The sequence below is a fragment of the Streptomyces collinus genome, assembly GCF_031348265.1.
Lineage (GTDB): Bacteria > Actinomycetota > Actinomycetes > Streptomycetales > Streptomycetaceae > Streptomyces > Streptomyces collinus.
Genome location: NZ_CP133771.1, coordinates 7,634,095 through 7,658,068, shown reverse-complemented (window position 1 = coordinate 7,658,068; position 23,974 = coordinate 7,634,095). Strand labels below are relative to the sequence as shown.

The following is a 23,974-nucleotide window of genomic DNA, read 5'->3' as shown; positions in this document are numbered from 1 at the left end:
GCCGCTCACTTCAGCCTGCTGGAGGCGAGGATGGACACGAGGTGCAGCAGGGTCTGCACCAGCGCGATGCCGGCGAGCACGGCGACGCCGAGCCGGGAGAAGAACAGGTCGCCGCGGACCTGGTCGACGATCGCCAGCGCGAGGATCAGCAGGGACGCCTCGATGCCGAGGATGAGGCGGTGGAAGTTCAGGGCGGCGGCGGCCTTGCGGGCCAGCGCCATGCCGGAGGAGCGCATCTCGGCGGCGGCCTCCTTGACCGGGGGCTTGCCGGCCTGGTGCCGGGCGACGCCGACGAGGTCGGTCTCCGCCTTGATCAGGATGGCGCCGAGGGCGGCCAGGGTGCCGAGGAAGGCCCACAGCCAGTCGATGCGGCCACTGCCCCACAGGTCGGCGGCGCGCAGGCCGAAGCCGGTGAGCACCGCGGCGTCGGTGAGGTAGGCGCCGACGCGGTCCAGGTAGACGCCGTTGAGGGAGTACTGCTTCCTCCAGCGCGCGATCTCGCCGTCGACGCAGTCCAGCAGCAGGTACATCTGGACGCACACCACGCCGAGGACGGCGCCCGCGATCCCCGGCACGAGCAGTGCCGGGGCCGCGAGGACACCGAAGACGGTCATCAGGTAGGTGAGCTGGTTGGGCGTGACCCTGGTGTTGACCAGGTAACGGTCGACCCGCAGGGACACCTCACGCATGTAGAGGCGTCCCATCCAGTGCTCACCGCTGCGCCGGTCCTTCACCCCCGCGGGGTGAACGACGGGGCGGAGTTCAGCTACCGATGGCCTTGACATAGTCGGTGTAGGTGTCCTTGATCTGTTCGGTGTTCAGGTCGAGGTGTTCGAGGATGGTGTAGCGACCGGGCCTGGTCTCCGGGGCGAACTCGACGGCCTTGACGAACTCGTCCGTCGTGAAGCCGATCTCGTCCGGCAGCACGGGCAGGCCGTGCCGGCGCAGCACCTCGGCCATGTACGCCGACTCGTCGTGCGCACCGCGCAGCCACATCGCGAAGGCCGCGCCGAGACCGCACTGCTCGCCGTGGGACGCGGCGCGCTTGGGGAACAGCAGGTCGAAGGCGTGGTTGATCTCGTGGCACGACCCCGAGGCCGGCCGCGAGTCGCCCGAGATCGACATCGCGACGCCGGTGAGGACGAGCGCCTCGGCGAGCACCTGGAGGAAGCCGTTGTCGCCGACTCCCGCCGGGTGCCGGAGCACGGCCTCGCCCGCCTGGCGGGCCATGGCGGCGGCGAGCCCGTCGATCTTCTCGCCCTTGACGCGGTTGGCCAGTTCCCAGTCGGCGATCGCGTTGATGTTGGAGATCGCGTCACCGATGCCCGCGCGCACGAAACGCACCGGGGCCTCGCGGATGACGTCCAGGTCGATGACGACCGCGATCGGGTTCGGCACACCGTAGGAGCCGCGGCCCGCGTCGTTGTCGAGGGTGGCGACGGGCGAGCACAGGCCGTCGTGCGCGAGGTTCGTCGGCACGGCGACCAGGGGCAGGCCGACGCGCGCCGCGGCGAACTTGGCACAGTCGATGATCTTGCCGCCGCCGAGGCCGACGACCGCGTCGAAGTGGCCGGCCTTTATGTCGCCGGCCAGCCTGACCGCGTCGTCGAGGGTGCCGCCGCCGACCTCGTACCAGGTGGCGCCGGGCATGCTCGGTGAGATGCGTTCGCGCAGCCTGGCGCCGGAGCCGCCGCTGACGGCGACGGCGAGGCGGCCGGAGTGCGAGATGCGCTCGTCCGCGAGGACGCACGCCAGGTCGTCGAGGGCACCCGGGCGGATGTCGACGACGAGCGGCGAGGGGATGAGCCGGGTCAGTACTGGCACGCGATCTCCCGTCCCCGGGCGAGATCGTCGTGGTTGTCGATCTCCACCCACTTGACGTCGCCGATCGGCGCCACGTCGATACGGAAGCCGCGGTTCACCAGCTCCTGGTAGCCGTGCTCGTAGAACTGCTGCGGGTCGGTCTCCCACACGGCCTTGAGGGCGTCGGCCAGCTCGGGAGCGGCGTCGCCCTCGATCAGCGTCACGCCGATGTACTCGCCGGTGGCCTCGGCGGGGTCCATCAGCTTGGTGATCTTCGTCATGCCCTTCTCGGGGTCGACGACGACCTTCATCTCCTCGTCCGCGAGGTCCTTGACCGTGTCGAGGGCGAGGATGATCTTCTTGCCGTCGCCGCGGGCGGCGAGCAGCGTCTTCTCGACGGAGACCGGGTGGACGGTGTCGCCGTTGGCGAGGATCACCCCGTCCTTGAGGGCGTCACGCCCGCACCACAGGGAGTAGGCGTTGTTCCACTCCTCGGCCTTGTCGTTGTCGATGAGGGTGAGCTTGAGGCCGTACTTGGCCTCCAGCGCCTCCTTGCGCGCGTACACGGCTTCCTTGCGGTAGCCGACGATGATCGCGACCTCGGTGAGACCGATCTCGGCGAAGTTGCCGAGGGTCAGGTCGAGGACCGTGGGTTCGCCTTCTATGCCCGCGGGGCCCACCGGCACCAGTGCCTTGGGCAGGGTGTCGGTGTAGGGGCGCAGACGCCGGCCGGCGCCGGCCGCGAGCACGAGGCCGATCATGCGGTTTCTCCTTCATCGTGTACGGCGGGTGCGCCGCCCTTGTGGGCGCCGACCCAGAAGCGGATGCTCTCGACGAGCACCACCAGGGCCACGGCCACGGCCAGTGCCGTGAGCGCGACCGTGAACTGCGAGGCGGTGAGCAGCGCGGCGAGGACGGTGACGAGCAGCGTCCGCCCTTCGTGCCCTCCGATGGAGCGCACCAGCCAGGCGGGAGGCGCTCCGGCGTCGCCGCGGATGCGGTAGACCGTGTCGTAGTGATGGTAGGCGACCGCGGCGACCAGCCCGAAGGCCGCCGGAAGGGCTCCGTCCACGTCGGCTTTGACTGCCAGGACGAGGACGGTGCCGTACTCGGCGGCGCGCAGGAACGGGGGGACCAGCCAGTCGAGGGCGCCCTTGAGGGGGCGGGCGACGGCGAGGCCGGAGGTGAGGGCGTAGACGACGGCGGCGACGATCGGCCAGGGACCGCCGAAGCCGGTGAAGGCGGCCGTGAGGACGACGGCGAGGCCGCCCAGGAGGGCGACGGCGGGGGCGGTGAAGCCCGGCAGCCCGCGGGCGGGCTTCTTGAGCGCCTCCGCGAGGCCCTGGGCGAGCGGGCCGCTGTCCGCGAGGTCGGCCAGGGCCGCGGCGGCCCGGTCGGTCCGCCGGGCCTTGCGCGTCAGGGAGCGCAGCACCCGGCCGGCCGTGGTGTAGGTGGCCGCGAAGGCGCAGCCGATGAGCAGCGCGTAGAAGGCGATGCGGGGGGTGGTGACCGCCGTGAGCACGGCGATCATCGCCCAGCGCTCGCCGATGGGCAGGACGATCATCCGCCGCACCCAGACCGTCCAGCCGACGCTGTCGAGCTTGTCGGAGAGGGCGGCGGTGGGGCTCGTGTTTGCGGTGGCGTCGTGGTTGGCCTCGTTGAAGGAGAAGTCCACGACGTGCCGGCAGGTCTGCAGGACCATGGCGCCGAGGGCCAGCGCCCAGACGTCGTCGCCGCCGCGGGCGGCTCCCAGCGCGAGGCCCGCGTAGTAGGCGTACTCCTTGGCCCGGTCGAAGGTGGCGTCCAGCCAGGCGCCGAGCGTGGAGTACTGCAGGGAGTAGCGGGCGAGCTGGCCGTCGGTGCAGTCCAGCACGAAGGACGCGATCAGCAGGACGCCGGCCGCGACGAAGCCGCCGCGGGTGCCGGTGGCCGCGCAGGCCGCCGCTATGAGGGCGGTGAGCAGGGAGGCGGTGGTGACCTGGTTCGGGGTCAGGCCGCGGCGGGCGCACCAGCGGGCGATGTACCGGGAGTACGGGCTGATGCAGTAGGTGGTGAAGAAGCCGTCGCGGGACTTCACGGCCGACTTCAGGCGTACGGCCTCGTCGTCGACGTCCGTCACCGCCTGCCGGGCCTCGTTGCGGGCCTGCGGGTCGGGGGGGACGGCGGCGACGAGACTGCCCAGTTCGGGGCGGTGCACGGCGGTGCCGTCGGCGTCCAGGGCGGTGAGGATGCGGTCGGCGAGGCTGCTGCCGACCAGCATGGTGCCGCCGCCCGCGGAGTTCTCGCGGGCCATGGCCCGGGTCAGGGCCTGGCGGCCGGCGGGCTGGGCCGTGACGGCGCCGGGGATCGCGGCGAGCGGGAAGCGGGGGTCGGTGAGGCCGAGGCGCAGCGCGTGCACGTGCCCCACGAAGCGGGCGTCGACCAGGGCGACCCGTTCGTCGCCCGGCACCTCGGCGAGGAGGGTCTCGGCCTCGGTGGCGTCGGCCGCGATCCGGAGGTCGAACCCGAGGGACCGCAGGTCGGCCTCGATCGACGATCCGGGGACCGGCTGGCCGGTGAGGATGGCGGTCGACAACCGAATTCACTCCCTGGGTACCGACGCGTCCACGCCGGTGATGTACATGGTGGGGGCGCCCTCTCCGGTGGCTCCCGGGCGGCATGTCGGCAGAGGCTATCGGATGCCGGGGCGGCCACGTTCACCGCCCGTTCGGCGGATGGATCGACGTGGTTCGCACAAGCCTTTGCCGCGATCATCATCGTGGATCCGGGGCCCGCCCCACAAACCGCGCCCCCTAAGCAGGCATTAGGGACATTGCAGGGTCGGCCGTCGTCGCCGCATAGGGTGGGCGACCATGACGTGGCTGATCACCGGCGGTGCCGGCTATATCGGAGCACATGTGGCCAGGGCCATGGCCGAGGCCGGGGAGCGCGTCCTCGCGCTGGACGACCTCTCGGCCGGGGTGCCCGCGCGGCTCCCTGCCGAGGTCCCGCTCGTACGGGGCTCCTCGCTGGACGGGGAGTTGCTGAAGCGGGTCTTCGCCGAGCACGGTGTGACGGGTGTGGTGCATCTCGCGGCGCGCAAGCAGGTCGCCGAGTCCGTCGCGCAGCCGACGCGGTACTACCGGGAGAACGTCGGCGGCCTGGTGACCCTGCTGGAGGCGGTGGCCGAAGCGGGGATCGAGCGGTTCGTGTTCTCGTCGTCGGCCGCGGTGTACGGCGACCCGGGTGTGGACCTCATCACGGAGGACACGCCCTGCGCGCCGGTGAACCCCTACGGCGAGACCAAGCTCGCCGGGGAGTGGCTGGTGCGGGCGGCGGGGCAGGCGCACGGGATCTCCACCGTATGTCTGCGCTATTTCAACGTGGCGGGCGCCGCCGCGCCGGAACTGGCGGACACGGGCGTCTTCAACATCGTCCCGATGGTCTTCGACCGGCTGACCCGGGACGAGGCGCCCAGGATCTTCGGCGACGACTACCCGACACCGGACGGCACCTGCATCCGTGACTACATCCATGTCGCCGACCTGGCCGAGGCCCATCTGGCGGCGGCGCGGCGCCTGGCCGCCGGCGGCGGCTCGGGTGACCTGACGGTCAACATCGGCCGCGGCGAGGGCGTCTCGGTCCGCGAACTCGTCACGGTCATCGGCGAGGTCACCGGCGACCGCCGGCCGCCGGTCGTCGAGGAGCGCCGCCCCGGGGACGCCCCCCGGGCGGTCGCCTCGGCCGCACGGGCGGCCGACGAGCTCGGATGGACGGCCCGGCGCGGCGTGCGCGAGATGACCGAGTCGGCCTGGCGGGGCTGGCTGCTGCACCACGGCTCCTGAACCGCTGAGGGTGCCCTGACCTGCATATCGTTTCCGCAGGTCAGGGCACATGACAACGGTGTTCAATGCCGCGTTGCACATACCCCCCACCCGTAGTTCACTGGGCCCCCCGAGCACGATCAGGTGGACACAGGGAGGCTGACTTCTCATGGGGGCTGGGCACGATCACGGGCACGCGCACGGCGCGGCGGCCGGCGGTACGGCGACCTCGGCGTACCGCGGCAGGCTGCGCATCGCGCTGGCGATCACGCTCGGCATCGTGGTGGTGCAGATCGTCGGCGGCGCCCTCGCCGACTCGCTCGCGCTCGTCGCGGACTCCGCGCACATGGCGACGGACGCCCTGGGCCTCGGCATGGCGCTGCTCGCGATCCACTTCGCGAACCGCCCGCCCAGCGACCAGGCCACCTTCGGCTACGCCCGCGCCGAGATCCTCGCGGCCCTGGCCAACTGCCTGCTGCTGCTCGGGGCCGGCGGGTACGTCGTGTACGAGTCGGTCCAGCGCTTCATCACCCCCGCGGAGACCGAGGGCCGGCTGGCCCTGCTGTTCGGTGCGATCGGTCTGGTCGCGAACCTGGTGTCGCTGGCGCTGCTGATGCGCGGCCAGAAGGAGAGCCTGAACGTGCGCGGCGCGTTCCTGGAGGTCGCGGCCGATGCCCTCGGCTCCGTGACGGTGATCGTCTCGTCCTTGGTGATCATGCTCACGGGCTGGCAGGCGGCCGACCCGATCGCCTCGCTCGTCATCGCGCTGATGATCGCCCCGCGGACGTGGAAGCTGCTGCGCGAGACGCTCTCCGTGCTGCTGGAGACGGCCCCCAAGGGCGTCGACATGACGGAGGTGCGCTCGCACATACTCGCCACGGACGGGGTGGAGGACGTCCACGACCTGCACGCCTGGACGATCACCTCGGGCATGCCGGTGCTGTCGGCGCACGTGGTCGTCAGCCCGGAGGCCCTGAACGCGATAGGCCACGAGAAGATGCTGCACGAGCTCCAGGGGTGCCTCGGTGACCACTTCGACGTGGAGCACTGCACCTTCCAGCTGGAACCGAGCGGGCACGCCGAGCACGAGGCACGGCTCTGCCACTGACGCCGTGCCTCACGAGGTGCGTGAGGCAGGTGGGGCGCACTCCTCGGTGAGTGCGCCGGGGACCCTCCGTCGTGCGCCCGCGTCCTGAGCTCCACAGCTCCGGCATGGACGATTTTCCGCCTGCCCGGCCGGGCACGATCATCTACCGGGTCCCTTTCCCGGCCTCGGACCGGTGCCGGCCGCGGTCCGCGCCGCCGCGCGGGACATGCGGGCGTGCCGCGAAGTGCCGGGAGTGCCGGATTCGTACGGCAGACTTGGGGCGCGAAGACCGATGTGAAGGATGGGTATGCCGATCACACCTGCCACCGCGACGCACAGCCCGTCGAACGGCACCGCAGACGCGATTTTGCTGGAACTGGTCGACGAGGACGGCGTGACGATCGGCACCGCGGAGAAGCTCGCCGCCCACCAGCCGCCGGGGCAGCTGCACCGCGCGTTCTCGGTGTTCCTCTTCGACGAGTACGGCCGGCTGCTGCTCCAGCAGCGCGCGCTGGGCAAGTACCACTCCCCCGGTGTGTGGTCCAACAGCTGCTGCGGTCACCCCTACCCCGGCGAGGCGCCCTTCGCGGCGGCTGCGCGGCGCACGTTCGAGGAGCTCGGCGCCTCCCCGTCCCTGCTGGCCGAGGCGGGCACGGTCCGCTACAACCACCCGGACCCGGAGTCCGGTCTGGTGGAGCAGGAGTACAACCACCTCTTCGTCGGCATGGTGCAGGCCGTGGTGCGGCCGGACGCGGAGGAGGTGGCGTCGACGGTGTTCGTGACGCCGCCGGAGCTGGCGGAACGGCACGCCAAGGACACCTTCTCGTCCTGGTTCATGACCGTCCTGGACGCGGCCCGGCCGGCGATCAGGGAACTGACGGGCCCGTCGGCCGGCTGGTGACCCGGGCCCCGGCGGGACGGGGCTCAGGCGAAGCGCGCGGGTTTGAGCGGCAGGGCGGCCCAGATCACCTTGCCGCCGCTCGCGGTGTACTCGACCTCGCACACGCCGCCCGCCTCCCGGGTGACCTCGCGCACCAGGAGCAGTCCGCGCCCGCCGGTCCGGCCGTGGTCGGCCTCCAGGGCGGTGGGCCGGTACGGGTGGTTGTCCTCGACGGACACGCGGAGCCACTCGGCGCCGACGGCCAGCTCGACGGCGATCGTCGGTGACAGCACCGCCGCGTGCTTCACGGCGTTGGTCACCAGCTCCGAGACGATCAGCAGCAGTCCCTGGGCCAGGTCGTCCGAGACCGGTACGCCCTGATGCAGCAGCAGGTCCCGTACGGCGTGCCGCGCCTGGGGGACCGAGGCCTCGACCGCCGGTGCGGTGAACCGCCAGACCCCCTCGTACGGCAGCGGATCCGCGGGCCCGGGACCGAGGGGCGCCGCGCCGCCCTCTGGGCGCGGACCGAACCCACGCCCGTCGTCGTCCATCGTCCGGTCGCCACCCTCGCGCTCGATTGTCGCCACACCCAGAGTGTTGGTAACGATGCGCCTCATACCCCCGGACTGAACAGAAGTCAGCAACTATCGAGCGCTTCTGACCGTTGGCGTATGACACGGTCAGTTGTGGGACTGGTCCTGTCCCTGTTGTGCCGTCTCGGCGAACTATTCGGGTTGTACGGGTTTGGCATCCGGATAGCATCCGGCGCATGGAGCCACAGCTGGAGCACCGCGTGACCGACTCGGTCGCGACGGTCGTCATACGCCATCCCGAGAAGCGCAACGCCATGACGGCCTCGATGTGGCGCTCCCTTCCCGTCCTGCTGGAGGAGCTCGCGGGGGATCCGGCCGTACGGGCGCTCGTGCTCACCGGTGAGGGCGGCACGTTCTGCGCCGGGGCCGACATCTCGACGCTGCGAGGCTCGCCCGAGGAGGCGCAGGGGCTGGCCGTGCGGGCCGAGGAGGCGCTGGCCGCGTTCCCGAAGCCGACACTGGCCGCGATCCGGGGTCACTGCGTGGGCGGCGGGTCACAGCTGGCGGCGGCCTGTGATCTGCGGTTCGCCGAGGAGGGGGCGCTGTTCGGGGTGACGCCCGCGAAGCTCGGCATCGTCTACCCGGCCTCCTCGACCCGGCGGCTGGTGTCCCTGGTGGGGCCGGCCACCGCCAAGTACCTGCTGTTCTCCGGTGAGCTGATCGCGGCGGAGCGTGCGCTGCGCACCGGGCTAGTCGACGAGGTGCTGCCCGAGGGTGAACTCGGCAAGCGGGTCGCCGAGTTCACCCGGGTCCTGGTGTCCCGTTCACAGCTGACCCAGGCGGCTGCCAAGGAGTTCGCGGACGGGCGTACGGACCGCGACGCGCACTGGGCCGGGCAGGCACGCGCGAGCGGCGACACCGCGGAGGGTGTCGCCGCCTTCCTGGAGCGCCGGCAGCCGCGGTTCGCCTGGAGCGTGCCTACGTCAGGATGACGCCGGAGTGCGTCCGGAACAGTTCGACGAGATGCGCGGGGGCCTTCTCGGGCGATCCGGCGTCGTAGGGCGGCTGCGGGTCGTACTCGGCGGCGAGCTGGACGAGCTGCGCGTGGTCGTCGCCCGCGATCCGGCCGAGCAGGGTGAGGCCCATGTCGATGCCGGAGGAGACGCCGGCCGCGGTGACGTACTTGCCGTCGGTGACGACCCGCTCCCCCGTCGGCTCGGCACCGTGGCGCTTCAGCTCCTCCAGGGCCAGCCAGTGGGAGGTCGCCCGGCGGCCCTTGAGGAGTCCGGCGGCGGCGAGCAGCAGGGAGCCGGTGCACACGGACGTCGTCCAGGTGCTGGTGGCGTCGGCTGTGCGCAGCCAGGTGAGCAGGGGTCCGTCGGGCGCCAGTGGGAGGGGGCCCGGGCCGCCGGGGACCACGATGATGTCGGGGTGGGGGACGTCGGCCAGGGTCCGGTCGGCGGTGAGAGCGAGGTTTCCGGAGTCGTTCCGCACGGGGCCCGTCCGCTCGGCGACGAAGACGGTTTCCGCGTCCGGGACCCGGCCGAGGGTCTCGTAGGGTCCGACGGCGTCGAGGGCGGTGAAGCGGTCGTAGAGGACGATGGCGATCTGCATGGGGTCCCTTCGGTCGGCTGATGTCGATGGGGTTCAGGCCGTGGTGGCGGGGCGGAAGCGGCGGCGGTACTCGGCCGGGGGCGTTCCCAGGGTCCTGACGAAGGCCCGGCGCATGGCCTCGGGCGTGCCGTAGCCGCTGGTGCGGGCAATCTCCTCGACGCCGCCGGCGGTGTCCTCCAGGAGGCGTCTGGCGTGTTCGAGGCGGACGCGGTCCACGTAGCGGCCCGGCGTCATGCCGGTCTCGGCCCGGAAGGCGCGGGCGAAGTGGCGGGGCGAGAGACGGGCGCGGGCGGCGAGGGTGTCGACGCAGAGGTCCGCGTCCGGGTGGTCGGTGATCCACCGCTGGACGTCCCGCAGGGGCTCTCGTTGTGCGGTCTGGGCCGCGAGCTGGGCGCTGAACTGGGCTTGGTTGCCGGGCCTGCGCAGGAACACCACCAGGTGGCGGGCGATGGTGAGGGCGGCGTCCCGGCCCAGGTCCTCCTCGACCAGGGCGAGCGCGAGGTCGATGCCGGCGGTGACACCGGCCGAGGTGGCGATGTGCCCGTCGCGCACGAAGACGGGGTCGGGGTCGATCTCGACGGCCGGGTGCTCGTGGGCGAGCCGGTCGCAGTACGCCCAGTGGGTCGTGGCGCGACGCCCGTCCAGCAGGCCCGCCGCGGCCAGCACGGCCGCCCCGGTGCACACGGAGACCAGGCGGCCGGCGCGCGGGCCCCGTTCGCGCACCCAGGTCACCAGACGCGGGTCGGGCCGCAGGCTGCCCGTCCCGCCGGGGACGAGGAGGATGTCCGGGTCCGGTGCGGTGGTCAGGGACTCGTCGGGGACGAGGGTCAGGCCGCTGGTGGTCCGCACGGGCGCGCCGTCCAGGGACGCCGTGCGGATCCGGTAAGCGCCCGGGGAGAGCAGCTCCGCGCCCGCGAAGACCTCCACGGGCCCGGTGACGTCGAGACTCTGCAGGCCGTCGAAGAGGACGGCGAGAACCGTGCGCTGGACCATGCCGTCGATTCTTCGCGGGAGCGGAGGATGGCGGCAAGGACGAGTACCCCACCTTTCCTGCCAGGAGGCCCGGGGCCATGGAGGACATACCAAGCGGTTGGTAACCTGCCGGGCATGACGACTGCCGCCCTGGAGCCGCGCGCCGGCCGACGCTGCCACAACGTGCTCAACTCCCTGCACGCCACCCACTACTTCTCGCCCGACCTCGGGCGGGAGCTGGGCGCCGTCGGGGTCACCGACCCGCGTGCCGTGAACTTCGCCGTGCGAGCCGCCGCCCTCGGACCGGTCGGGGCCGGGGCCGTCACGGCGGCCTTCTACAACTACAAGTACGAGCTCGTGGCCCGGCACGTGCCGGCGGTGTGGGAGACCGCCGCACCCGCGCAGGTCCTGGTGGCACGCGCGCGTGCGGTCGACGCGACCCTGCGCCGGCTGCTCGGCGAGGAGGCCCTGGCGTCGGCGGAGATGGCCGAGGCCGCGCGGCTCGCCCTGCGCGCCGCCGAGGCCTGCTCGCGCGCGGCCCGCCCGCTGTACGCCGCGCACGCCGATCTGCCCGTCCCCGAGGAGCCGCACCTCGCCTACTGGCACGCGGCGACCCTGCTGCGTGAGCACCGGGGCGACGGGCACCTGGCCGCCCTGATGTCCGCGGGACTGGACGGGCTGGAGGCGCTGGTGACCCACACGGCGACGGGCAAGGGCATGAACCCGAAGTGGGTGCGCGCCACCCGGGGCTGGAGCCGGGAGGAGTGGGACGCGGCGGCGGAACGGCTGCGCGGGCGGGGGCTGCTGGCGGCGTCCGGCGATCTCACCGACCAGGGCGTCGCACTGCGGCGGGACGTCGAGCACGAGACCGACCGTCTGGACCGCGCCCCGTACGAGCACCTCGGCCCGGAGGGCGTGGCCCGGCTGACCGAGCTGGGCGGGGTGTTCGCGCACGCGGCGCTCGTGGCCGGGGCGTTCCCCGCGGATCTGATCGGAAAGGGTGACGCATAGTGACGCGTCGGTGAGGTACCCGCTCTCCACCGGCCGGCGCGGCCGGGAGTGAGAAAGGGGAATTCCGTGTTCCGTGCTATCGCAGACGTGCTGCGCCAGATCGGCGGCGCCATCGCCACCGTCGTTACGCTGCCCTTCCGTGCGCTCGCCCGCCTCTTCGGCGGGGCCTCGTCCTCCACGCGCAGGGCCTGACCGGAACCCCGGCCCGCCGGGTGCCGCCCTGATCCCCGGGTGTCGGTGACACCTGCCACAATTGCCGCGCAACCTCAGTGGAGAAGGCGGTACGGGATCGTGACGACACCCGGGTCCATCGGGTCCATCAGCGCAGTGTCCATCGAAGGCAGGATCGCCGAGGAGCTCGGCGTACGGGAGCGGCAGGTCAGGGCCGCCGTGGAACTGCTCGACGGCGGTTCCACGGTGCCCTTCATCGCCCGCTACCGCAAGGAAGCGACCGAGATGCTCGACGATGCGCAGCTGCGCACCGTCGAGGAGCGGCTGCGCTATCTGCGGGAGCTGGAGGAGCGGCGGACGGCCATCCTGGAATCGGTGCGCGAGCAGGGCAAGCTCACCGAGGAGCTGGAGGCGAGCATCCGGGGCGCCGAGACGAAGGCGCGCCTGGAGGACATCTATCTGCCGTACAAGCCCAAGCGGCGCACCAAGGCGCAGATCGCGCGCGAGGCGGGGCTCGAGCCGCTGGCGGAGGGGCTGCTCGGTGACCCGGGTGTCGAGCCCCTCGCCGCGGCCGCCGCGTTCGTCGACGCCGACAAGGGCGTCGCCGATCCGCAGGCCGCCCTCGACGGCGCCCGGGCGATCCTCACCGAGCGGTTCTCGGAGGACGCCGACCTGATCGGCGAACTGCGCGAGCGCATGTGGGTGCGCGGGCGGCTGGCCGCCAAGGTGCGGGACGGCAAGGAGGAGGCGGGGGCGAAGTTCTCCGACTACTTCGACTTCGCCGAGCCGTTCACCGACCTGCCCTCGCACCGCATCCTCGCGATGCTGCGCGGCGAGAAGGAGGAGGTCCTCGACCTCGTCCTGGAGCCCGAGGAGCAGACGGACGGCCCCTCCTCGTACGAGGGGATCGTCGCCCACAAGTTCGGGATCACCGACCGGGGCCGCCCCGGCGACAAGTGGCTGAAGGACACGGTCCGCTGGGCGTGGCGCACCCGCATCCTCGTCCACCTCGGCATCGACCTGAGGCTGCGGCTGCGCACGGCCGCCGAGGACGAGGCGGTGCGGGTCTTCGCCGCGAACCTGCGCGACCTGCTGCTCGCCGCCCCGGCGGGCACGCGCGCGACGCTGGGCCTGGACCCCGGATTCCGCACGGGTGTGAAGGTCGCCGTGGTCGACGCGACCGGCAAGGTCGTCGCCACGGACGTCATCCACCCGCACGTCCCGGCCAACCGCTGGGACGAGGCCATCGCCAAGCTGGCCCGCCTCGCGAAGGAGCACGCGGTCGAGCTGGTCGCCATCGGCAACGGCACGGCGTCCCGTGAGACGGACAAGCTCGCCGGGGAGCTGATCACCAAGCACCCGGAGCTGAAGCTCACGAAGGTGATGGTGTCCGAGGCCGGCGCGTCGGTGTACTCGGCGTCCGCGTTCGCCTCGCAGGAGCTGCCCGACATGGACGTGTCGCTGCGCGGCGCCGTGTCGATCGCCCGCCGGCTCCAGGACCCGCTGGCCGAGCTGGTGAAGATCGACCCGAAGTCGATCGGCGTCGGCCAGTACCAGCACGACCTGTCCGAGGTGAAGCTGTCGCGTTCGCTGGACGCGGTGGTGGAGGACTGTGTGAACGGCGTGGGCGTGGACGTCAACACGGCGTCGGCCCCGCTGCTCGCCCGGGTCTCCGGCATCACCTCCGGCCTCGCCGAGAACATCGTGGCGCACCGCGACCAGAACGGGCCGTTCAAGGCCCGCGGTGAGCTGAAGAAGGTGGCGCGGCTCGGCCCGAAGGCGTACGAGCAGTGCGCGGGCTTCCTGCGGATCCGCGGCGACGACCCGCTGGACGCGTCGAGCGTGCACCCCGAGGCCTACCCGGTGGTCCGGCGCATGGTGAAGACCACGGGGCAGGACGTCGCCTCGCTCGTGGGCAACACCGGGGTGCTGCGCTCGCTGAAGCCGCAGGACTTCGTGGACGAGACGTTCGGTCTGCCGACGGTCACCGACATCCTGAAGGAGCTGGAGAAGCCCGGCCGCGACCCGCGTCCGGCCTTCAAGACGGCCGCCTTCAAGGAGGGTGTGGAGAAGATCTCCGACCTGTCGTCCGGGATGATCCTGGAGGGCGTCGTGACGAACGTGGCCGCGTTCGGGGCGTTCGTCGACGTTGGTGTCCACCAGGACGGTCTGGTGCACGTCTCCGCGATGTCGAAGACGTTCGTGAAGGACCCGCGGGACGTCGTGAAGCCCGGCGACATCGTCAAGGTGAAGGTGCTCGACGTCGACATTCCGCGCAAGCGGATCTCGCTGACGCTGCGCCTTGAGGACGAGGCGGCCCAGCAGGGGCAGCAGGGCGGCGGCGGCTCGGGTGAGCGCCGGCAGCGCGGCGGGCGTCCGCCGCAGCAGCGGCAGGGCGGTGGCCGTGGGGGCCAGGGCGGCGGTCGTGGCGGTCAGCGGCAGGCTCCGCCGCCGGCCAACAGTGCGATGGCTGACGCGTTGCGCCGGGCCGGTCTGGCCGATCCGAAGGACGGGCGTCGCTGACGGCAGCACCGAGGTGATCCTGTCGTGGGGAGCTGCGGGTCCGCCGTGGCTGGTCGCGCAGCTCCCCGCGCCCCTGGGAAAGAGGCGCTTCGCGCCCTTTCCGTTCTAGGCTTGCCGAATGCGTGCCATCACCTGGGAAGTCTCCGGCAGCCAGGGGTTCGAGACCGCCTGGGTCCAGCTCGGAGCAGGCGCGCTGCGGGCGCGCGGGCGGGTCGTCGGTACCGTTCCGGAGCCGTACTGGATCTCGTACGAGCTGGAGACCGCCGAAGGATTCGTGACCGGACGGTTGACTGTCACGGCGGAGACCGAGGCCCGGACCCGCTCGCTCGATCTGCTCCACGACGGGCACGGCCGGTGGACCGCGAACGGTGAGCCGCTCCCGGACGTCGACGGGGCTCTCGACTGCGACCTCGGGCTCTGCCCGCTCACCAACACCATGCCCGTGCTCCGGCACCGACTCCACCGGGCCCCCGGCGAGCGGGAGTTCCTGATGGCCTGGGTGTCGGTGCCGGACCTGGCGGTGCGGCCGTCGCGGCAGACCTACACGCATCTCGGGCCCGGGCGGGTCCGTTTCACCTCCGGCGACTTCCGGAGCGACCTGGCGTTCGACGACGAGGGGTACGTCGTCGACTACCCGCAGCTGGCCGCCCGCCTGACGGCCCGTTAGCGTTCGGTCACCTTGCCGTCCGCCACCTCCAGGCGGCGGGTGACGTGCACGGCGTCCAGCATGCGGCGATCGTGGGTGACCAGCAGGAGGGTGCCCTCGTAGGCGTCGAGGGCGGACTCCAGTTGCTCGATGGCGGGCAGGTCGAGGTGGTTGGTCGGCTCGTCGAGGACCAGGAGGTTGACGCCCCTGCCCTGGAGCAGCGCGAGGGCGGCGCGGGTGCGCTCGCCCGGAGAGAGACTCGCCGCGGGGCGCAGGACGTGGTCCGTCTTGAGGCCGAACTTGGCCAGGAGGGTGCGGATCTCGACCGGTTCGGTGTCCGGGACGGCCGTGCGGAAGGCGTCGAGCAGGGACTCCTGGCCGTGGAACAGCTTGCGGGCCTGGTCGACCTCGCCGAGCAGGACGCCCGAGCCGAGCGCCGCGTGCCCGGCGTCCAGCGGGACGCGGCCGAGGAGGGCGGCCAGCAGCGTGGATTTGCCGGCGCCGTTCGCGCCCGTCACCGCCACCCGGTCCGCCCAGTCGATCTGCAGGGAGACGGGGCCGAGGACGAAGCCGCCGCGGCGCACCTCGGCGTCCCGCAGCGTTGCGACGACGGCGCCCGAGCGCGGGGCCGACGCGATCTCCATGCGCAGCTCCCACTCCTTACGGGGCTCCTCGACGACGTCGAGGCGCTCGATCATGCGCTGGGTCTGGCGGGCCTTCGCGGCCTGCTTCTCGCTGGCCTCGCTGCGGAACTTGCGGCCGATCTTGTCGTTGTCGCTGTTCGCCTTGCGGCGCGCGTTCTTCACGCCCTTGTCCATCCAGGAGCGCTGCATCTGGGCGCGGTCCTGGAGGGCGTTCTTCTTGTCGGCGTACTCCTCGAACTCGTCGCGGGCGTGCCGGCGGGCGACCTCCCGCTCCTCCAGGTAGGCCTCGTAGCCACCGCCGAAGAGGTTGATCTGCCGCTGGGCGAGGTCGAGTTCGAGGACCTTGGTGACGGTGCGGGTGAGGAACTCGCGGTCGTGGCTGACGACCACCGTCCCGGCGCGCAGGCCGCTCACGAAGCGTTCGAGGCGCTCCAGGCCGTCCAGGTCGAGGTCGTTGGTCGGCTCGTCGAGGAGGAAGACGTCGTAGCGGGACAGCAGCAGGGAGGCGAGTCCGGCGCGGGCCGCCTGGCCGCCGGACAGGGACGTCATCGGCTGGTCCAGGCCGACGGCGAGACCGAGGGTGTCGGCGACCTCCTCGGCGCGTTCGTCGAGGTCGGCGCCGCCGAGGCCGAGCCAGCGCTCCAGGCTGGTGGCGTAGGCGTCGTCCGCGCCGGGCGCCCCGTCGACCAGGGCCTGGGTCGCCTCGTCCATGGTGCGCTGGGCCTCGGCGACGCCGGTGCGGCGGGCCAGGAACGCCCGTACGGTCTCGCCGGGCCGGCGGTCCGGCTCCTGCGGGAGGTGGCCGACGGTGGCGGCCGGCGGGGACAGGCGCAGTTCGCCCTGCTCGGGTGCGGTGAGCCCGGCGAGCATCCTGAGCAGGGTGGACTTGCCCGCGCCGTTGGCCCCGACCAGGCCGATCACGTCGCCGGGCGCGACGACCAGGTCGAGGCCGGTGAACAGGGAGCGGTCGCCGTGGCCGGCGGCGAGGTTCTTGGCGACGAGGGTGGCAGTCATCAGAGCGCCGATCCTAACCGCCGGGCCGCTCAGGGGTTCACGGCCGCCACCAGGACGCTCCCGGCGGTGCGGGCCACGACGAACGACCGCCCCCGGACCGCTTTCGCGTCGAGGGCGACGCGGTGGCGGCCCGCTTCGAGGACGCCGTCGAAGATCTCGTGGGTGTGGGTGCGGGAGAGCCGGTCGATGCGGTAGGCGGTGAGCGTGACGCGGCAGGCGGAGGTGACCTCGACGTCCGCGCCGCCGTCGGCGGCGGTGAGGCGGGTGAGGCGGCGCCGGTCGGCCGGGCTGCGGTCCAGGGCGTGTTCGATCTGGGCGACGAGGAGCGGGACGATCGGGGCGAGGCCGTCGACGTGGGTGACCGGTACCCCGGCCCGCTCGAAGGCGCGGCGGACGGCGGCACGTTCCTGCTCGCCGGCCGCGTGGCCGAAGGCGACGGCGCCGTAGCCGCGGAGTTCGTCCGCGGGGACGCCGTCGGCGTCATGGGCGATGTCGGCGCCGACACCGATGGTGCGCAATGCCGCGGCGAGCTTGGCGAGGACGGCGACGCGGGCGCCGATCAGCAGCACGCGACGCCGGGGATCGGGCGCGGAGCCGTTCAGCAGGGCGCCCAGCGCCGTGCGGTACTCGGCGCCGCGGAACCGGAACGGGCCGATGCCGTGGTAGCCGTTGAGCTCCAGATCGGCGTGTTCGCCGGTCTGCCAGGCGAAGTCGCGCCAGATGAAGTCCTCGCCGTCGCTCTGGATGACCGCGGTGACGGCTCCGCAGGCCAGGTCCTCGCACTCGGGGCAGCCGTAGACGACGTACCGGCCGCCCGGTAACGGGGCGGGGCTCTCCAGGAGCAGGCTGCGGACCTGCGCGGTGAAGATCGCGGGAGGGACGTCGGAGGCGAGCGGGGAGACCGCGTCGAGGTCGGAGAGCTGGAACAGCAGCGGGCGTCCGTCGACGATGAAGTCCACGAAATCCCGGTGGACCTGGTAACCACCGTCGTTGAGGACTCCCCCGGCCCGCATCGCGGGAGCCAGGCCGAAGGTCGCGTACTCGGCACACATGCTGTGAGTATCCCCACACTGCGCGTGATGTGAGCACGGCATGACACATTCCGCTACGGTCCGGGCATGGCGAGTGAGTCGAGTGGCGAGATCGTGGTGGTCGGCGGCGGGGTGGTCGGGTTGACGACGGCCCTGGCTCTCGTCGAGCGCGGGCGGCGGGTGCGGGTGTGGACGCGGGACGCCGTCGAGGCGACCACCTCAGCCGTTGCGGGTGCGCTGTGGTGGCCGTACCGGATCGAGCCGGCCGCGACGGCGCGGACGTGGGCGCTGCGGTCGCTGGAGGTCTACGAGGAGCTGGCCGCACGGGGCGAGCCGGCCGGCGTACGCATGGTCGAAGGGGTACAGGGCGAGACCGGTCTCGACGAGGCCGACGCGTGGCTGGCGGGCCGGGTGCCGGGGCTGCGGGCGGCCACGGCCGGCGAGTACGAGGGCACCGGCGTCTGGGCACGGCTGCCGCTGATCGACATGCCGGCCCATCTGCGGTGGCTGCGGGAGCGGTTCGTCGCGGCGGGGGGTGTGGTCGAGACGCACGCGGTGACCGGGTTCGCGGAGGTGGACGGGGACGTCGTGGTCAACTGCACGGGCCTAGCCGCGCGGGAGCTCGTGCCGGACCCCTCCGTGCGGCCCGTGCGGGGCCAGCTGGTCGTCGTGGAGAACCCCGGGATCGACACCTGGCTGGTCTCCACCGACGCCGCCGGGGAGCACGCGTACCTGTTCCCGCAGCCGGGCGGGCTCGTCCTCGGCGGTACCTCCGAGGAGGACGCCTGGTCGCTGGAGCCCGACCCCGCGACGGCCGAGGCGATCATCGACCGCTGTGCGGCCCTCAGGCCGGAGATCGCCGGGGCCCGTGTGCTGGAGCACCGGGTCGGTCTGCGGCCCACCCGGCCGGCGGTCCGGCTGGAGCGGGACACCCTGCCGGACGGGCGGCTCCTGGTGCACAACTACGGCCACGGCGGCGCGGGCGTCACCGTGGCCTGGGGGTGTGCGCGGGAGGCGGCGCGACTGGCCTCCGGCTGAGGACGCGCGACGCCGTGCGCAGCGCAAGGGCGGCCCGGGTTCGGTGAACCCGGGCCGCCCTTCGCCGTGCGGATCAGTGCTTGCCGATCGGGTCGCCCTCCACGTCCGGGCCGCGGCCCGGGCCGACGCGGAACTCGAACTCGCCGTCGTACTTCTTGTGTCCTTCCATGACGGCCATCTCGACGGCCTCGGAGCCCATCTGCTCACGCACGATCACCGGGTCGCGGCGAAGGTCGCGCATCAGGGCGACGCACATGAAGATCATCACGATGACGAACGGTGCCGCCGCGAGGATCGTGAGGTTCTGCAGACCGGTCAGGGCGTCGCCCTGACCGCTGCCGACGAGCAGCATGATCGCGGCCACGGCACCGGTGACCACGCCCCAGAACACCACCACGAAGCGGCCGGGTTCGAGGGCGCCCTTCTGCGACAGGGTGCCCATGACGATCGAGGCCGCGTCGGCGCCGGAGACGAAGAAGATGCCGACGAGGATCATCACGAGCAGGCTCGTGACCGTGGCGATGGGGAACTGCTGGAGCACGCCGAAGAGCTGGCCCTCCGGAGTCGCCTCCTTGGCGAGCTGCCCCTCCTCCTGCATCTTCATCGCCGAGCCGCCGAAGATCGCGAACCAGATCAGGCTGACCGTGCTGGGCACGAGGATGACACCGCCGACGAACTGGCGGATCGTGCGGCCGCGGCTGATGCGGGCGATGAACATGCCGACGAACGGCGTCCAGGAGATCCACCACGCCCAGTAGAAGACCGTCCAGCTGCCCAGCCAGTCGGCGACGCCCTCGCCGCCGCTCGCCTCGGTCCGGCCGGCCAGCTGGGGCAGGTCGCCGAGGTAGGCGAAGACGGAGGTGGGCAGCAGGTCGAGGACGATGATGGTGGGGCCCGCCACGAACACGAACAGGGCGAGCACCAGCGCCAGCACCATGTTGGTGTTGGACAGCCACTGGATGCCCTTCTCCACACCGGAGATCGCGGACGCGACGAAGGCCAGGGTCAGCACCGCGATGATCGTGACGAGCAGCCCGGTGCTCACCTCGTCCATCCACTTCAGCTCCTGCACACCGGAGCCGATCTGGAGCGCGCCCAGTCCCAGGGAGGCGGCGGAGCCGAAGACGGTCGCGATGATCGCGAGGATGTCGATGGCCCGGCCGATGCCGCCGTTGGCGTTCTTCTTGCCGATCAGCGGGGTGAAGACGGCGCTGATGGTCTGCCTGCGGCGCCTGCGGAAGGTGCTGTAGGCGATGGCGAGGCCCACCACGGCGTAGATCGCCCAGGGGTGGAGCGTCCAGTGGAACAGGGTGGTGGCCATGGCCGTCTCCATGCGATCGCCGGAGTCGGCCGGGTCGGTACCCGGCGGGGGCGTGCCGTAGTGCGACAGCGGCTCGCTGACGCCGTAGAACATCAGGCCGATGCCCATGCCCGCGCTGAACATCATCGCGACCCAGGACACCGTGCGGAACTCGGGTTCCTCGCCCTCCGCACCGAGGTGGATACGGCCGTAGCGGCTGATCGCGAGCCACAGGGCGAAGACCACGAAGCCGGAGGCGGCGAGCATGAACGCCCAGCCGCCGTTGTGCATCAGGCCGCTGAGCAAGCTGGTGGAGACGTCTTCGAGCGAATCGGTCGCCGCCGCGCCCCAGACCACGAAGGCGAGGGTGAGCACCGCCGTGACGCCGAAGACGATGCGGTCGGTCTGCGGCCGGTCCTGACCGGGCAGGCCCGCTTCCGACCCCGGCAGCGCGACTCCGTCCGGGGAGTCCTTGTCGCTTGGTCGTTCTTGCGTCACAGGCGGCACCTTTCATCTGGGAAAGCAGGGGAGGACGCAGGCCCTCCGTAACGCTGCTACCACGTGTGGCGGAATTTCACCCCTCTCAACATGCGGTTTCGGATGAACCTCCGGTCAGGTGGTACTCGGCCCGGTCGTCCAGCAGCAGCGGCACGAGCGCCCGCAGGGACTGACGCAGGGGGACGAGCACGCCTGCGCGGTCCTTGCGCACGTGCACGCCGTGCAGGGCGAGTTCGTCGCCGACCTCGGCGTACTGGGCGGCGGTGAGCCGGTAGCCGCAGGGTGGATTCTGGATGATTTCGGCCGGTTCGGGCGGGTCGTTGTCGGCGCCGCCGACGTAGACCGGCCCGGTCTCGGTGCGGCCGGCGAGCCGGGCCCCGGTCGTCGCCGTCTCGATCCGGCCGCGGCGCTGGTCGGTGTATCCGACCAGGCCCTTCAGGGCGTCGAGCTGGGAGGTCACCCGGCGCCGGTTGTTCAAAGCCTCGTCCGCCTTCTCCGCCTCGGTGAGCGGGTCCACGCGGCTTTCGATGAGCAAGCCGACGGAGTGCTTCACACCGGACATGTTGCGCAGAATGCGCTCCTGTCCGTCGCCGGCGACCTGTTTGACCGGCTCACCGGTCTCCGGGTCGGTCCAGATGCCGTAGGTGCCGGTCGAGTGTCCGGCCCGCCGGGCGGCGGGCCGGACGTACGCCTCGGACAGGGTCCTGGCCTCGTCGTGGACCGCCTCGTCGGTGTTGAGGTTGCGCGGCCACAGGTCGAAGAGGTCCTTGTCGTAGTACGGCGGGGTGGCGCCGTACTCGTGCAGGTCGTAGACGACGTCGGGGCGCTGGTCGCGGATGAGGGCGGCCAGGGCGCGGCCCTCGGCGGTCTTCAGGGCGAGGTGGTCGCGGTTGATGTCGACGCCGTCGCCGTTGCCGCGGGTGTTCGCGGCCCGGCCGTCCGGGTTGGCGGTGGGCACGACCAGGACCGTGGTGCGGTCCAGGAAGCGCCGGGTGCGGCTGTCGCGGGCGTAGGCGAGGTCGCGGACGGTGGTCAGACAGGCCTCGCGGCCGGAGGGTTCGTCGCCGTGCTGGCTGCAGACGAGCAGCACCTTGCTGGGGCTCGGGCGGGTGCCGATGCGGACCAGCTGGAGCGGGCGGTCCTGCTTCGTCGTGCCGATGCGGGTCAGGGAGACGCGGCCACTGGAGCGGTCCACCGCGTTGAGGAAGTCCTGCTCCTCGGGCTGGGTGGTCCAGCGTGCGCCGTCCGACTGCTCGAAGCCGGTGCGCGGCGGGGTGTCGGGGGCCGCCTGAGCCGGGGGTGCGGCGACCAGGGAGGCCGTGAGGGCGGCGGCGGTCAGGGCGATGGCGCCGGCGCGGATCACCGGTTTCCCCCGGGGACGCGGTACGTGGCGCGCGGCTCCCGTACGCCGTCCAGGAACGTGGCGTCGGGGGTGGCGGACGCGGTCCCCGCGGTGGCGCGGGCGAAGGCGGTGGTCCCGCCGACGAACGGGACGCGCGCCGAGGTGCGGGACAGGTCGAGCGTGAGCTTCGGCCGGTCGGAGGGAGGGTCGATGAGGTCCTTGTCCGTGCCCGCGACGATCAGCGCCAGGCGGTGGCCCTTCGGTACGACGTGGTCGGTGGCCGCCAGGTCGAGGGTGATCGTGTACCGCTTGCCCGGGGTGAGCGGGGAGCCCTTGTGGTCGGAGGCGTGGTTGCCGAGGTCGGCCCAGCCGCGGCTGACGACGGTGTAGTCGACGTCGGCGGTCTTCGCCTTCGTCTCCTTGAAGCAGGGGCTGTCGCCGGCGGTGATCGCGCCCCAGCAGGTGCGGTCGGTGAGGGTGGTGATGCCTTCGCCGGCGTCGGCGTAATCGCGGATGACGGCCGGGCCGATGTCCACGAGGACGGCGGAGAGGTGGGCCGTCGGGGTGGAGGGCGTTGCGGTGACGGTGACCTCGGAGGAGCCGGACAGGCGCAGGTCGCGGGTGAGCGGTCCGGTGACGAAGCCGGCCTTCTCCGGTGTCGGCTGGTCGATCCGGGCGGCCCAGTCGGTCTCGCTCAGCTTCGGGTCGTCGGTGAAGCTCTCGGTGCCGTGGCCGCGCCGCAGGCCGAGGGTGCCGACGCCGGCCTGGGCGCCGAGGTCGGGGCGCAGGGTGGCGGCCCGGGTGCCGCTCGGCGGCCAGACCCGGGAGGTGTCCCATCGGTCGGGCGCGCGTTCGATGTCGGCCATGGGCTCGCGGTCGATGCCGTTGTCGATGCCCATGAGTTCGTGGTCGAACCAGCGGTGCAGCGTCGTGACCCAGGCGCCGCGCCGGAAGTCGAAGGGGTCGACGTGCCCGGTCTGGGAGAGCCAGATCTTGCGCTCGACGCCGTTCTTCGCTAGGGCGTCCCACCACGGACCGACGTGCTTCATGCGGACGTTGAGGTCCTGCATGCCGTGGACGAGGAAGACGCTGGCCTTGACCTTGCGCGCGGCCTTCACGTAGTCGCGCTCGGTCCACAGCGGGGTCCAGTCGCCGGTGCGCGGGGCGCCCTCGGTGAGCTTCTGCTGGACGGCTGCGCACTTGGCGCGGGCGTCGGGGCTGTTGACGTAGTCCGACAGCCACTCCGGGCCGGAGTCGTAGAGGGGGGCGCCCTGCTGGAAGTAGTAGTCGTACCAGGTGGAGATGGCGCTGATGGGGACGATGGTCTTCAGGCCCTTGACGCCGGTGGCGGCCACGCCGTTGGCGATGGTGCCGTCCCAGCTCTTGCCGATCATGCCGGTGCGGCCGTTGGTCCAGCCGGCCTGGGCTCGGGTGACGCCCGTGCGGCTCGTGTAGGCCTTGGCGCGGCCGTTCAGCCAGTCGACGACGGCCTTGGCGGACTGGACGTCCGAGCGGCCGCCGACGTCGACGCAGCCGTCGGAGCGATTGGTTCCGGCCAGGTCGACGCCGACGAAGGCGTAGCCGCGCGGGACGAAGTAGTTGTCGTAGTACAGCGGCATCTGTGCGACACGGCCCTGCGCGTCGTACGTCTTCTTCTGGCTCTCGTTGCCGCGCCCGCAGCAGGAGTAGTAGGGGCTGGCGTCCATGATGACGGGGATCTTGCGGCCCTGCCGGGCGGTTTCCCGGGGGCGGACGATGTCGACGGCGACCCGGTCGTTCTTTCCGTCCCGGTCTCCGTCGAGACCGGTGTCCACCCAGACGGCCTCGCGGATGGCGTTCTCGTAGGAGTAGACGGGTTCGCTCCCGCGCGGGGTGGCCGGTGCGGCCGGTGCGGCCTGTACGGCCGCCGGGGTGATCAGGGTGGCCAAGAGGGCGGCCGTGGCCGCCGTCGCGAGCGGTCTCCAGGTCGTGAAGCGCGTGCGTTTCGGCATGCGCCGGACGGTACATCGGTGAACTGCCGTGCAGAAGAGGGCAGCTGACGGATCGGCGTGTCCCGGGGGCCTT

The 23,974-nt window shown here is 72.1% G+C and carries 21 protein-coding genes; 9 read left to right on the top strand and 12 right to left on the bottom strand.

All coding sequences use genetic code 11. The annotated features are described in order from the left end of the window. Nucleotides 1–5 precede the first annotated feature (5 nt). From RFN52_RS34530 to RFN52_RS34515, 4 genes are read right to left on the bottom strand one after another with little or no spacing between them, the layout of a single operon-like run. A complete protein-coding gene (locus RFN52_RS34530; RefSeq protein ID WP_184852295.1) occupies nt 6–785 on the bottom strand; it encodes a CDP-alcohol phosphatidyltransferase family protein in 780 nt (259 codons plus the stop codon). Further along, nucleotides 763–1,824: an iron-containing alcohol dehydrogenase family protein gene (locus tag RFN52_RS34525; protein ID WP_184852294.1), complete on the bottom strand. Its 1,062-nt coding sequence runs from the start codon at nt 1,822–1,824 to the stop codon at nt 763–765. The genes RFN52_RS34530 and RFN52_RS34525 overlap by 23 nt, the downstream gene beginning before the upstream one ends. Beyond that, nucleotides 1,812–2,564: a phosphocholine cytidylyltransferase family protein gene (locus RFN52_RS34520; protein WP_184852292.1), complete on the bottom strand. Its 753-nt coding sequence runs from the start codon at nt 2,562–2,564 to the stop codon at nt 1,812–1,814. Before RFN52_RS34520 ends, RFN52_RS34525 begins: the two co-directional genes overlap by 13 nt. After that, complete coding sequence (locus tag RFN52_RS34515; RefSeq protein ID WP_184852289.1) at nt 2,561–4,378, bottom strand: DUF5941 domain-containing protein; 1,818 nt, start codon at nt 4,376–4,378, stop codon at nt 2,561–2,563. The genes RFN52_RS34520 and RFN52_RS34515 overlap by 4 nt, the downstream gene beginning before the upstream one ends. A gap of 277 nt (nt 4,379–4,655) precedes the next feature. Here RFN52_RS34515 and galE point away from each other — a divergent pair, with 277 nt between their 5' ends. The 3 genes from galE (at nt 4,656) to idi (ending at nt 7,594) form a co-directional block, all read left to right on the top strand. Beyond that, nucleotides 4,656–5,627 carry a UDP-glucose 4-epimerase GalE gene (galE, locus tag RFN52_RS34510; RefSeq protein ID WP_184852286.1) on the top strand — a complete coding sequence of 324 codons (972 nt, stop codon included), beginning with the start codon at nt 4,656–4,658 and terminating at the stop codon, nt 5,625–5,627. 148 nt (nt 5,628–5,775) lie between these two features. After that, entirely contained in the window at nt 5,776–6,714 is a 939-nt protein-coding gene (locus RFN52_RS34505) for a cation diffusion facilitator family transporter (RefSeq protein WP_184852283.1), read from the top strand. Between the two features lie 286 nt (nt 6,715–7,000). After that, nucleotides 7,001–7,594 carry an isopentenyl-diphosphate Delta-isomerase gene (gene idi, locus RFN52_RS34500; protein ID WP_062930338.1) on the top strand — a complete coding sequence of 198 codons (594 nt, stop codon included), beginning with the start codon at nt 7,001–7,003 and terminating at the stop codon, nt 7,592–7,594. 23 nt (nt 7,595–7,617) lie between these two features. Here idi and RFN52_RS34495 read toward each other — a convergent pair whose 3' ends face one another. Then, nucleotides 7,618–8,124 (bottom strand): ATP-binding protein, encoded by a 507-nt coding sequence (locus RFN52_RS34495; RefSeq protein ID WP_184854138.1) that lies wholly within the window; start codon nt 8,122–8,124, stop codon nt 7,618–7,620. 218 nt (nt 8,125–8,342) lie between these two features. On the opposite strand from RFN52_RS34495, the gene RFN52_RS34490 reads away from it, so the two are divergent. Beyond that, entirely contained in the window at nt 8,343–9,098 is a 756-nt protein-coding gene (locus RFN52_RS34490; RefSeq protein WP_184852281.1) for an enoyl-CoA hydratase/isomerase family protein, read from the top strand. On the opposite strand, the gene RFN52_RS34485 is transcribed toward RFN52_RS34490, so the two are convergent. Both RFN52_RS34485 and RFN52_RS34480 read right to left on the bottom strand, forming a co-directional pair. Continuing rightward, the gene (locus RFN52_RS34485) at nt 9,085–9,720 is read right to left on the bottom strand and encodes a DJ-1/PfpI family protein (RefSeq protein ID WP_184852278.1); all 636 of its coding nucleotides are present in this window, start codon (nt 9,718–9,720) and stop codon (nt 9,085–9,087) included. The two genes, RFN52_RS34490 and RFN52_RS34485, sit on opposite strands and share 14 nt — an antisense overlap. A gap of 33 nt (nt 9,721–9,753) precedes the next feature. After that, complete coding sequence (locus tag RFN52_RS34480) at nt 9,754–10,713, bottom strand: GlxA family transcriptional regulator (protein ID WP_184852276.1); 960 nt, start codon at nt 10,711–10,713, stop codon at nt 9,754–9,756. Nucleotides 10,714–10,827: 114 nt separating this feature from the next. Here RFN52_RS34480 and RFN52_RS34475 point away from each other — a divergent pair, with 114 nt between their 5' ends. From RFN52_RS34475 to RFN52_RS34460, 4 genes are all read left to right on the top strand, one after another. Further along, on the top strand, nt 10,828–11,703 hold the full coding sequence (locus RFN52_RS34475; protein WP_184852274.1) for an SCO6745 family protein: 876 nt from the start codon (nt 10,828–10,830) through the stop codon (nt 11,701–11,703). Nucleotides 11,704–11,769: 66 nt separating this feature from the next. Then, nucleotides 11,770–11,895 carry an LPFR motif small protein gene (locus tag RFN52_RS34470; RefSeq protein WP_267889763.1) on the top strand — a complete coding sequence of 42 codons (126 nt, stop codon included), beginning with the start codon at nt 11,770–11,772 and terminating at the stop codon, nt 11,893–11,895. A 99-nt stretch (nt 11,896–11,994) separates the two neighbouring features. Then, nucleotides 11,995–14,397 (top strand): Tex family protein, encoded by a 2,403-nt coding sequence (locus tag RFN52_RS34465; RefSeq protein ID WP_184852272.1) that lies wholly within the window; start codon nt 11,995–11,997, stop codon nt 14,395–14,397. A 118-nt stretch (nt 14,398–14,515) separates the two neighbouring features. Further along, nucleotides 14,516–15,064: a putative glycolipid-binding domain-containing protein gene (locus tag RFN52_RS34460; protein ID WP_184852270.1), complete on the top strand. Its 549-nt coding sequence runs from the start codon at nt 14,516–14,518 to the stop codon at nt 15,062–15,064. Here the strand turns inward: RFN52_RS34460 and RFN52_RS34455 are convergent. Beyond that, nucleotides 15,061–16,701 carry an ABC-F family ATP-binding cassette domain-containing protein gene (locus RFN52_RS34455; RefSeq protein ID WP_184852268.1) on the bottom strand — a complete coding sequence of 547 codons (1,641 nt, stop codon included), beginning with the start codon at nt 16,699–16,701 and terminating at the stop codon, nt 15,061–15,063. The genes RFN52_RS34460 and RFN52_RS34455 overlap by 4 nt on opposite strands. Before the next feature lie 29 nt (nt 16,702–16,730). After that, a complete protein-coding gene (locus RFN52_RS34450) occupies nt 16,731–17,753 on the bottom strand; it encodes an oxidoreductase (RefSeq protein ID WP_184852259.1) in 1,023 nt (340 codons plus the stop codon). A gap of 66 nt (nt 17,754–17,819) precedes the next feature. Between RFN52_RS34450 and RFN52_RS34445 the strand changes: the two genes are divergently transcribed. Beyond that, nucleotides 17,820–18,770 carry an NAD(P)/FAD-dependent oxidoreductase gene (locus RFN52_RS34445; protein WP_184852257.1) on the top strand — a complete coding sequence of 317 codons (951 nt, stop codon included), beginning with the start codon at nt 17,820–17,822 and terminating at the stop codon, nt 18,768–18,770. A gap of 73 nt (nt 18,771–18,843) precedes the next feature. On the opposite strand, the gene RFN52_RS34440 is transcribed toward RFN52_RS34445, so the two are convergent. The 3 genes from RFN52_RS34440 to RFN52_RS34430 form a co-directional block, all read right to left on the bottom strand. After that, a complete protein-coding gene (locus tag RFN52_RS34440) occupies nt 18,844–20,568 on the bottom strand; it encodes a BCCT family transporter (protein WP_184852255.1) in 1,725 nt (574 codons plus the stop codon). A gap of 85 nt (nt 20,569–20,653) precedes the next feature. Further along, nucleotides 20,654–21,931 (bottom strand): M14 family metallopeptidase, encoded by a 1,278-nt coding sequence (locus tag RFN52_RS34435; protein ID WP_184852253.1) that lies wholly within the window; start codon nt 21,929–21,931, stop codon nt 20,654–20,656. After that, a complete protein-coding gene (locus tag RFN52_RS34430; RefSeq protein WP_184852251.1) occupies nt 21,928–23,901 on the bottom strand; it encodes a Xaa-Pro dipeptidyl-peptidase in 1,974 nt (657 codons plus the stop codon). The genes RFN52_RS34435 and RFN52_RS34430 overlap by 4 nt, the downstream gene beginning before the upstream one ends. Nucleotides 23,902–23,974: the final 73 nt, after the last annotated feature.

Excerpts from the sequence above, each read along its gene's own strand:
- RFN52_RS34530 (WP_184852295.1), bottom strand. The coding sequence starts at position 785 with ATGTCAAGGCCATCGGTAGCTGAACTCCGCCCCGTCGTTCACCCCGCG.
- RFN52_RS34520 (WP_184852292.1), bottom strand. The coding sequence starts at position 2,564 with ATGATCGGCCTCGTGCTCGCGGCCGGCGCCGGCCGGCGTCTGCGCCCC.
- galE (WP_184852286.1), top strand. The coding sequence starts at position 4,656 with ATGACGTGGCTGATCACCGGCGGTGCCGGCTATATCGGAGCACATGTG.
- RFN52_RS34505 (WP_184852283.1), top strand. The coding sequence starts at position 5,776 with ATGGGGGCTGGGCACGATCACGGGCACGCGCACGGCGCGGCGGCCGGC.
- idi (WP_062930338.1), top strand. The coding sequence starts at position 7,001 with ATGCCGATCACACCTGCCACCGCGACGCACAGCCCGTCGAACGGCACC.
- RFN52_RS34495 (WP_184854138.1), bottom strand. The coding sequence starts at position 8,124 with ATGGACGACGACGGGCGTGGGTTCGGTCCGCGCCCAGAGGGCGGCGCG.
- RFN52_RS34490 (WP_184852281.1), top strand. The coding sequence starts at position 8,343 with ATGGAGCCACAGCTGGAGCACCGCGTGACCGACTCGGTCGCGACGGTC.
- RFN52_RS34485 (WP_184852278.1), bottom strand. The coding sequence starts at position 9,720 with ATGCAGATCGCCATCGTCCTCTACGACCGCTTCACCGCCCTCGACGCC.
- RFN52_RS34480 (WP_184852276.1), bottom strand. The coding sequence starts at position 10,713 with ATGGTCCAGCGCACGGTTCTCGCCGTCCTCTTCGACGGCCTGCAGAGT.
- RFN52_RS34475 (WP_184852274.1), top strand. The coding sequence starts at position 10,828 with ATGACGACTGCCGCCCTGGAGCCGCGCGCCGGCCGACGCTGCCACAAC.
- RFN52_RS34460 (WP_184852270.1), top strand. The coding sequence starts at position 14,516 with ATGCGTGCCATCACCTGGGAAGTCTCCGGCAGCCAGGGGTTCGAGACC.
- RFN52_RS34455 (WP_184852268.1), bottom strand. The coding sequence starts at position 16,701 with ATGACTGCCACCCTCGTCGCCAAGAACCTCGCCGCCGGCCACGGCGAC.
- RFN52_RS34450 (WP_184852259.1), bottom strand. The coding sequence starts at position 17,753 with ATGTGTGCCGAGTACGCGACCTTCGGCCTGGCTCCCGCGATGCGGGCC.
- RFN52_RS34445 (WP_184852257.1), top strand. The coding sequence starts at position 17,820 with ATGGCGAGTGAGTCGAGTGGCGAGATCGTGGTGGTCGGCGGCGGGGTG.
- RFN52_RS34430 (WP_184852251.1), bottom strand. The coding sequence starts at position 23,901 with ATGCCGAAACGCACGCGCTTCACGACCTGGAGACCGCTCGCGACGGCG.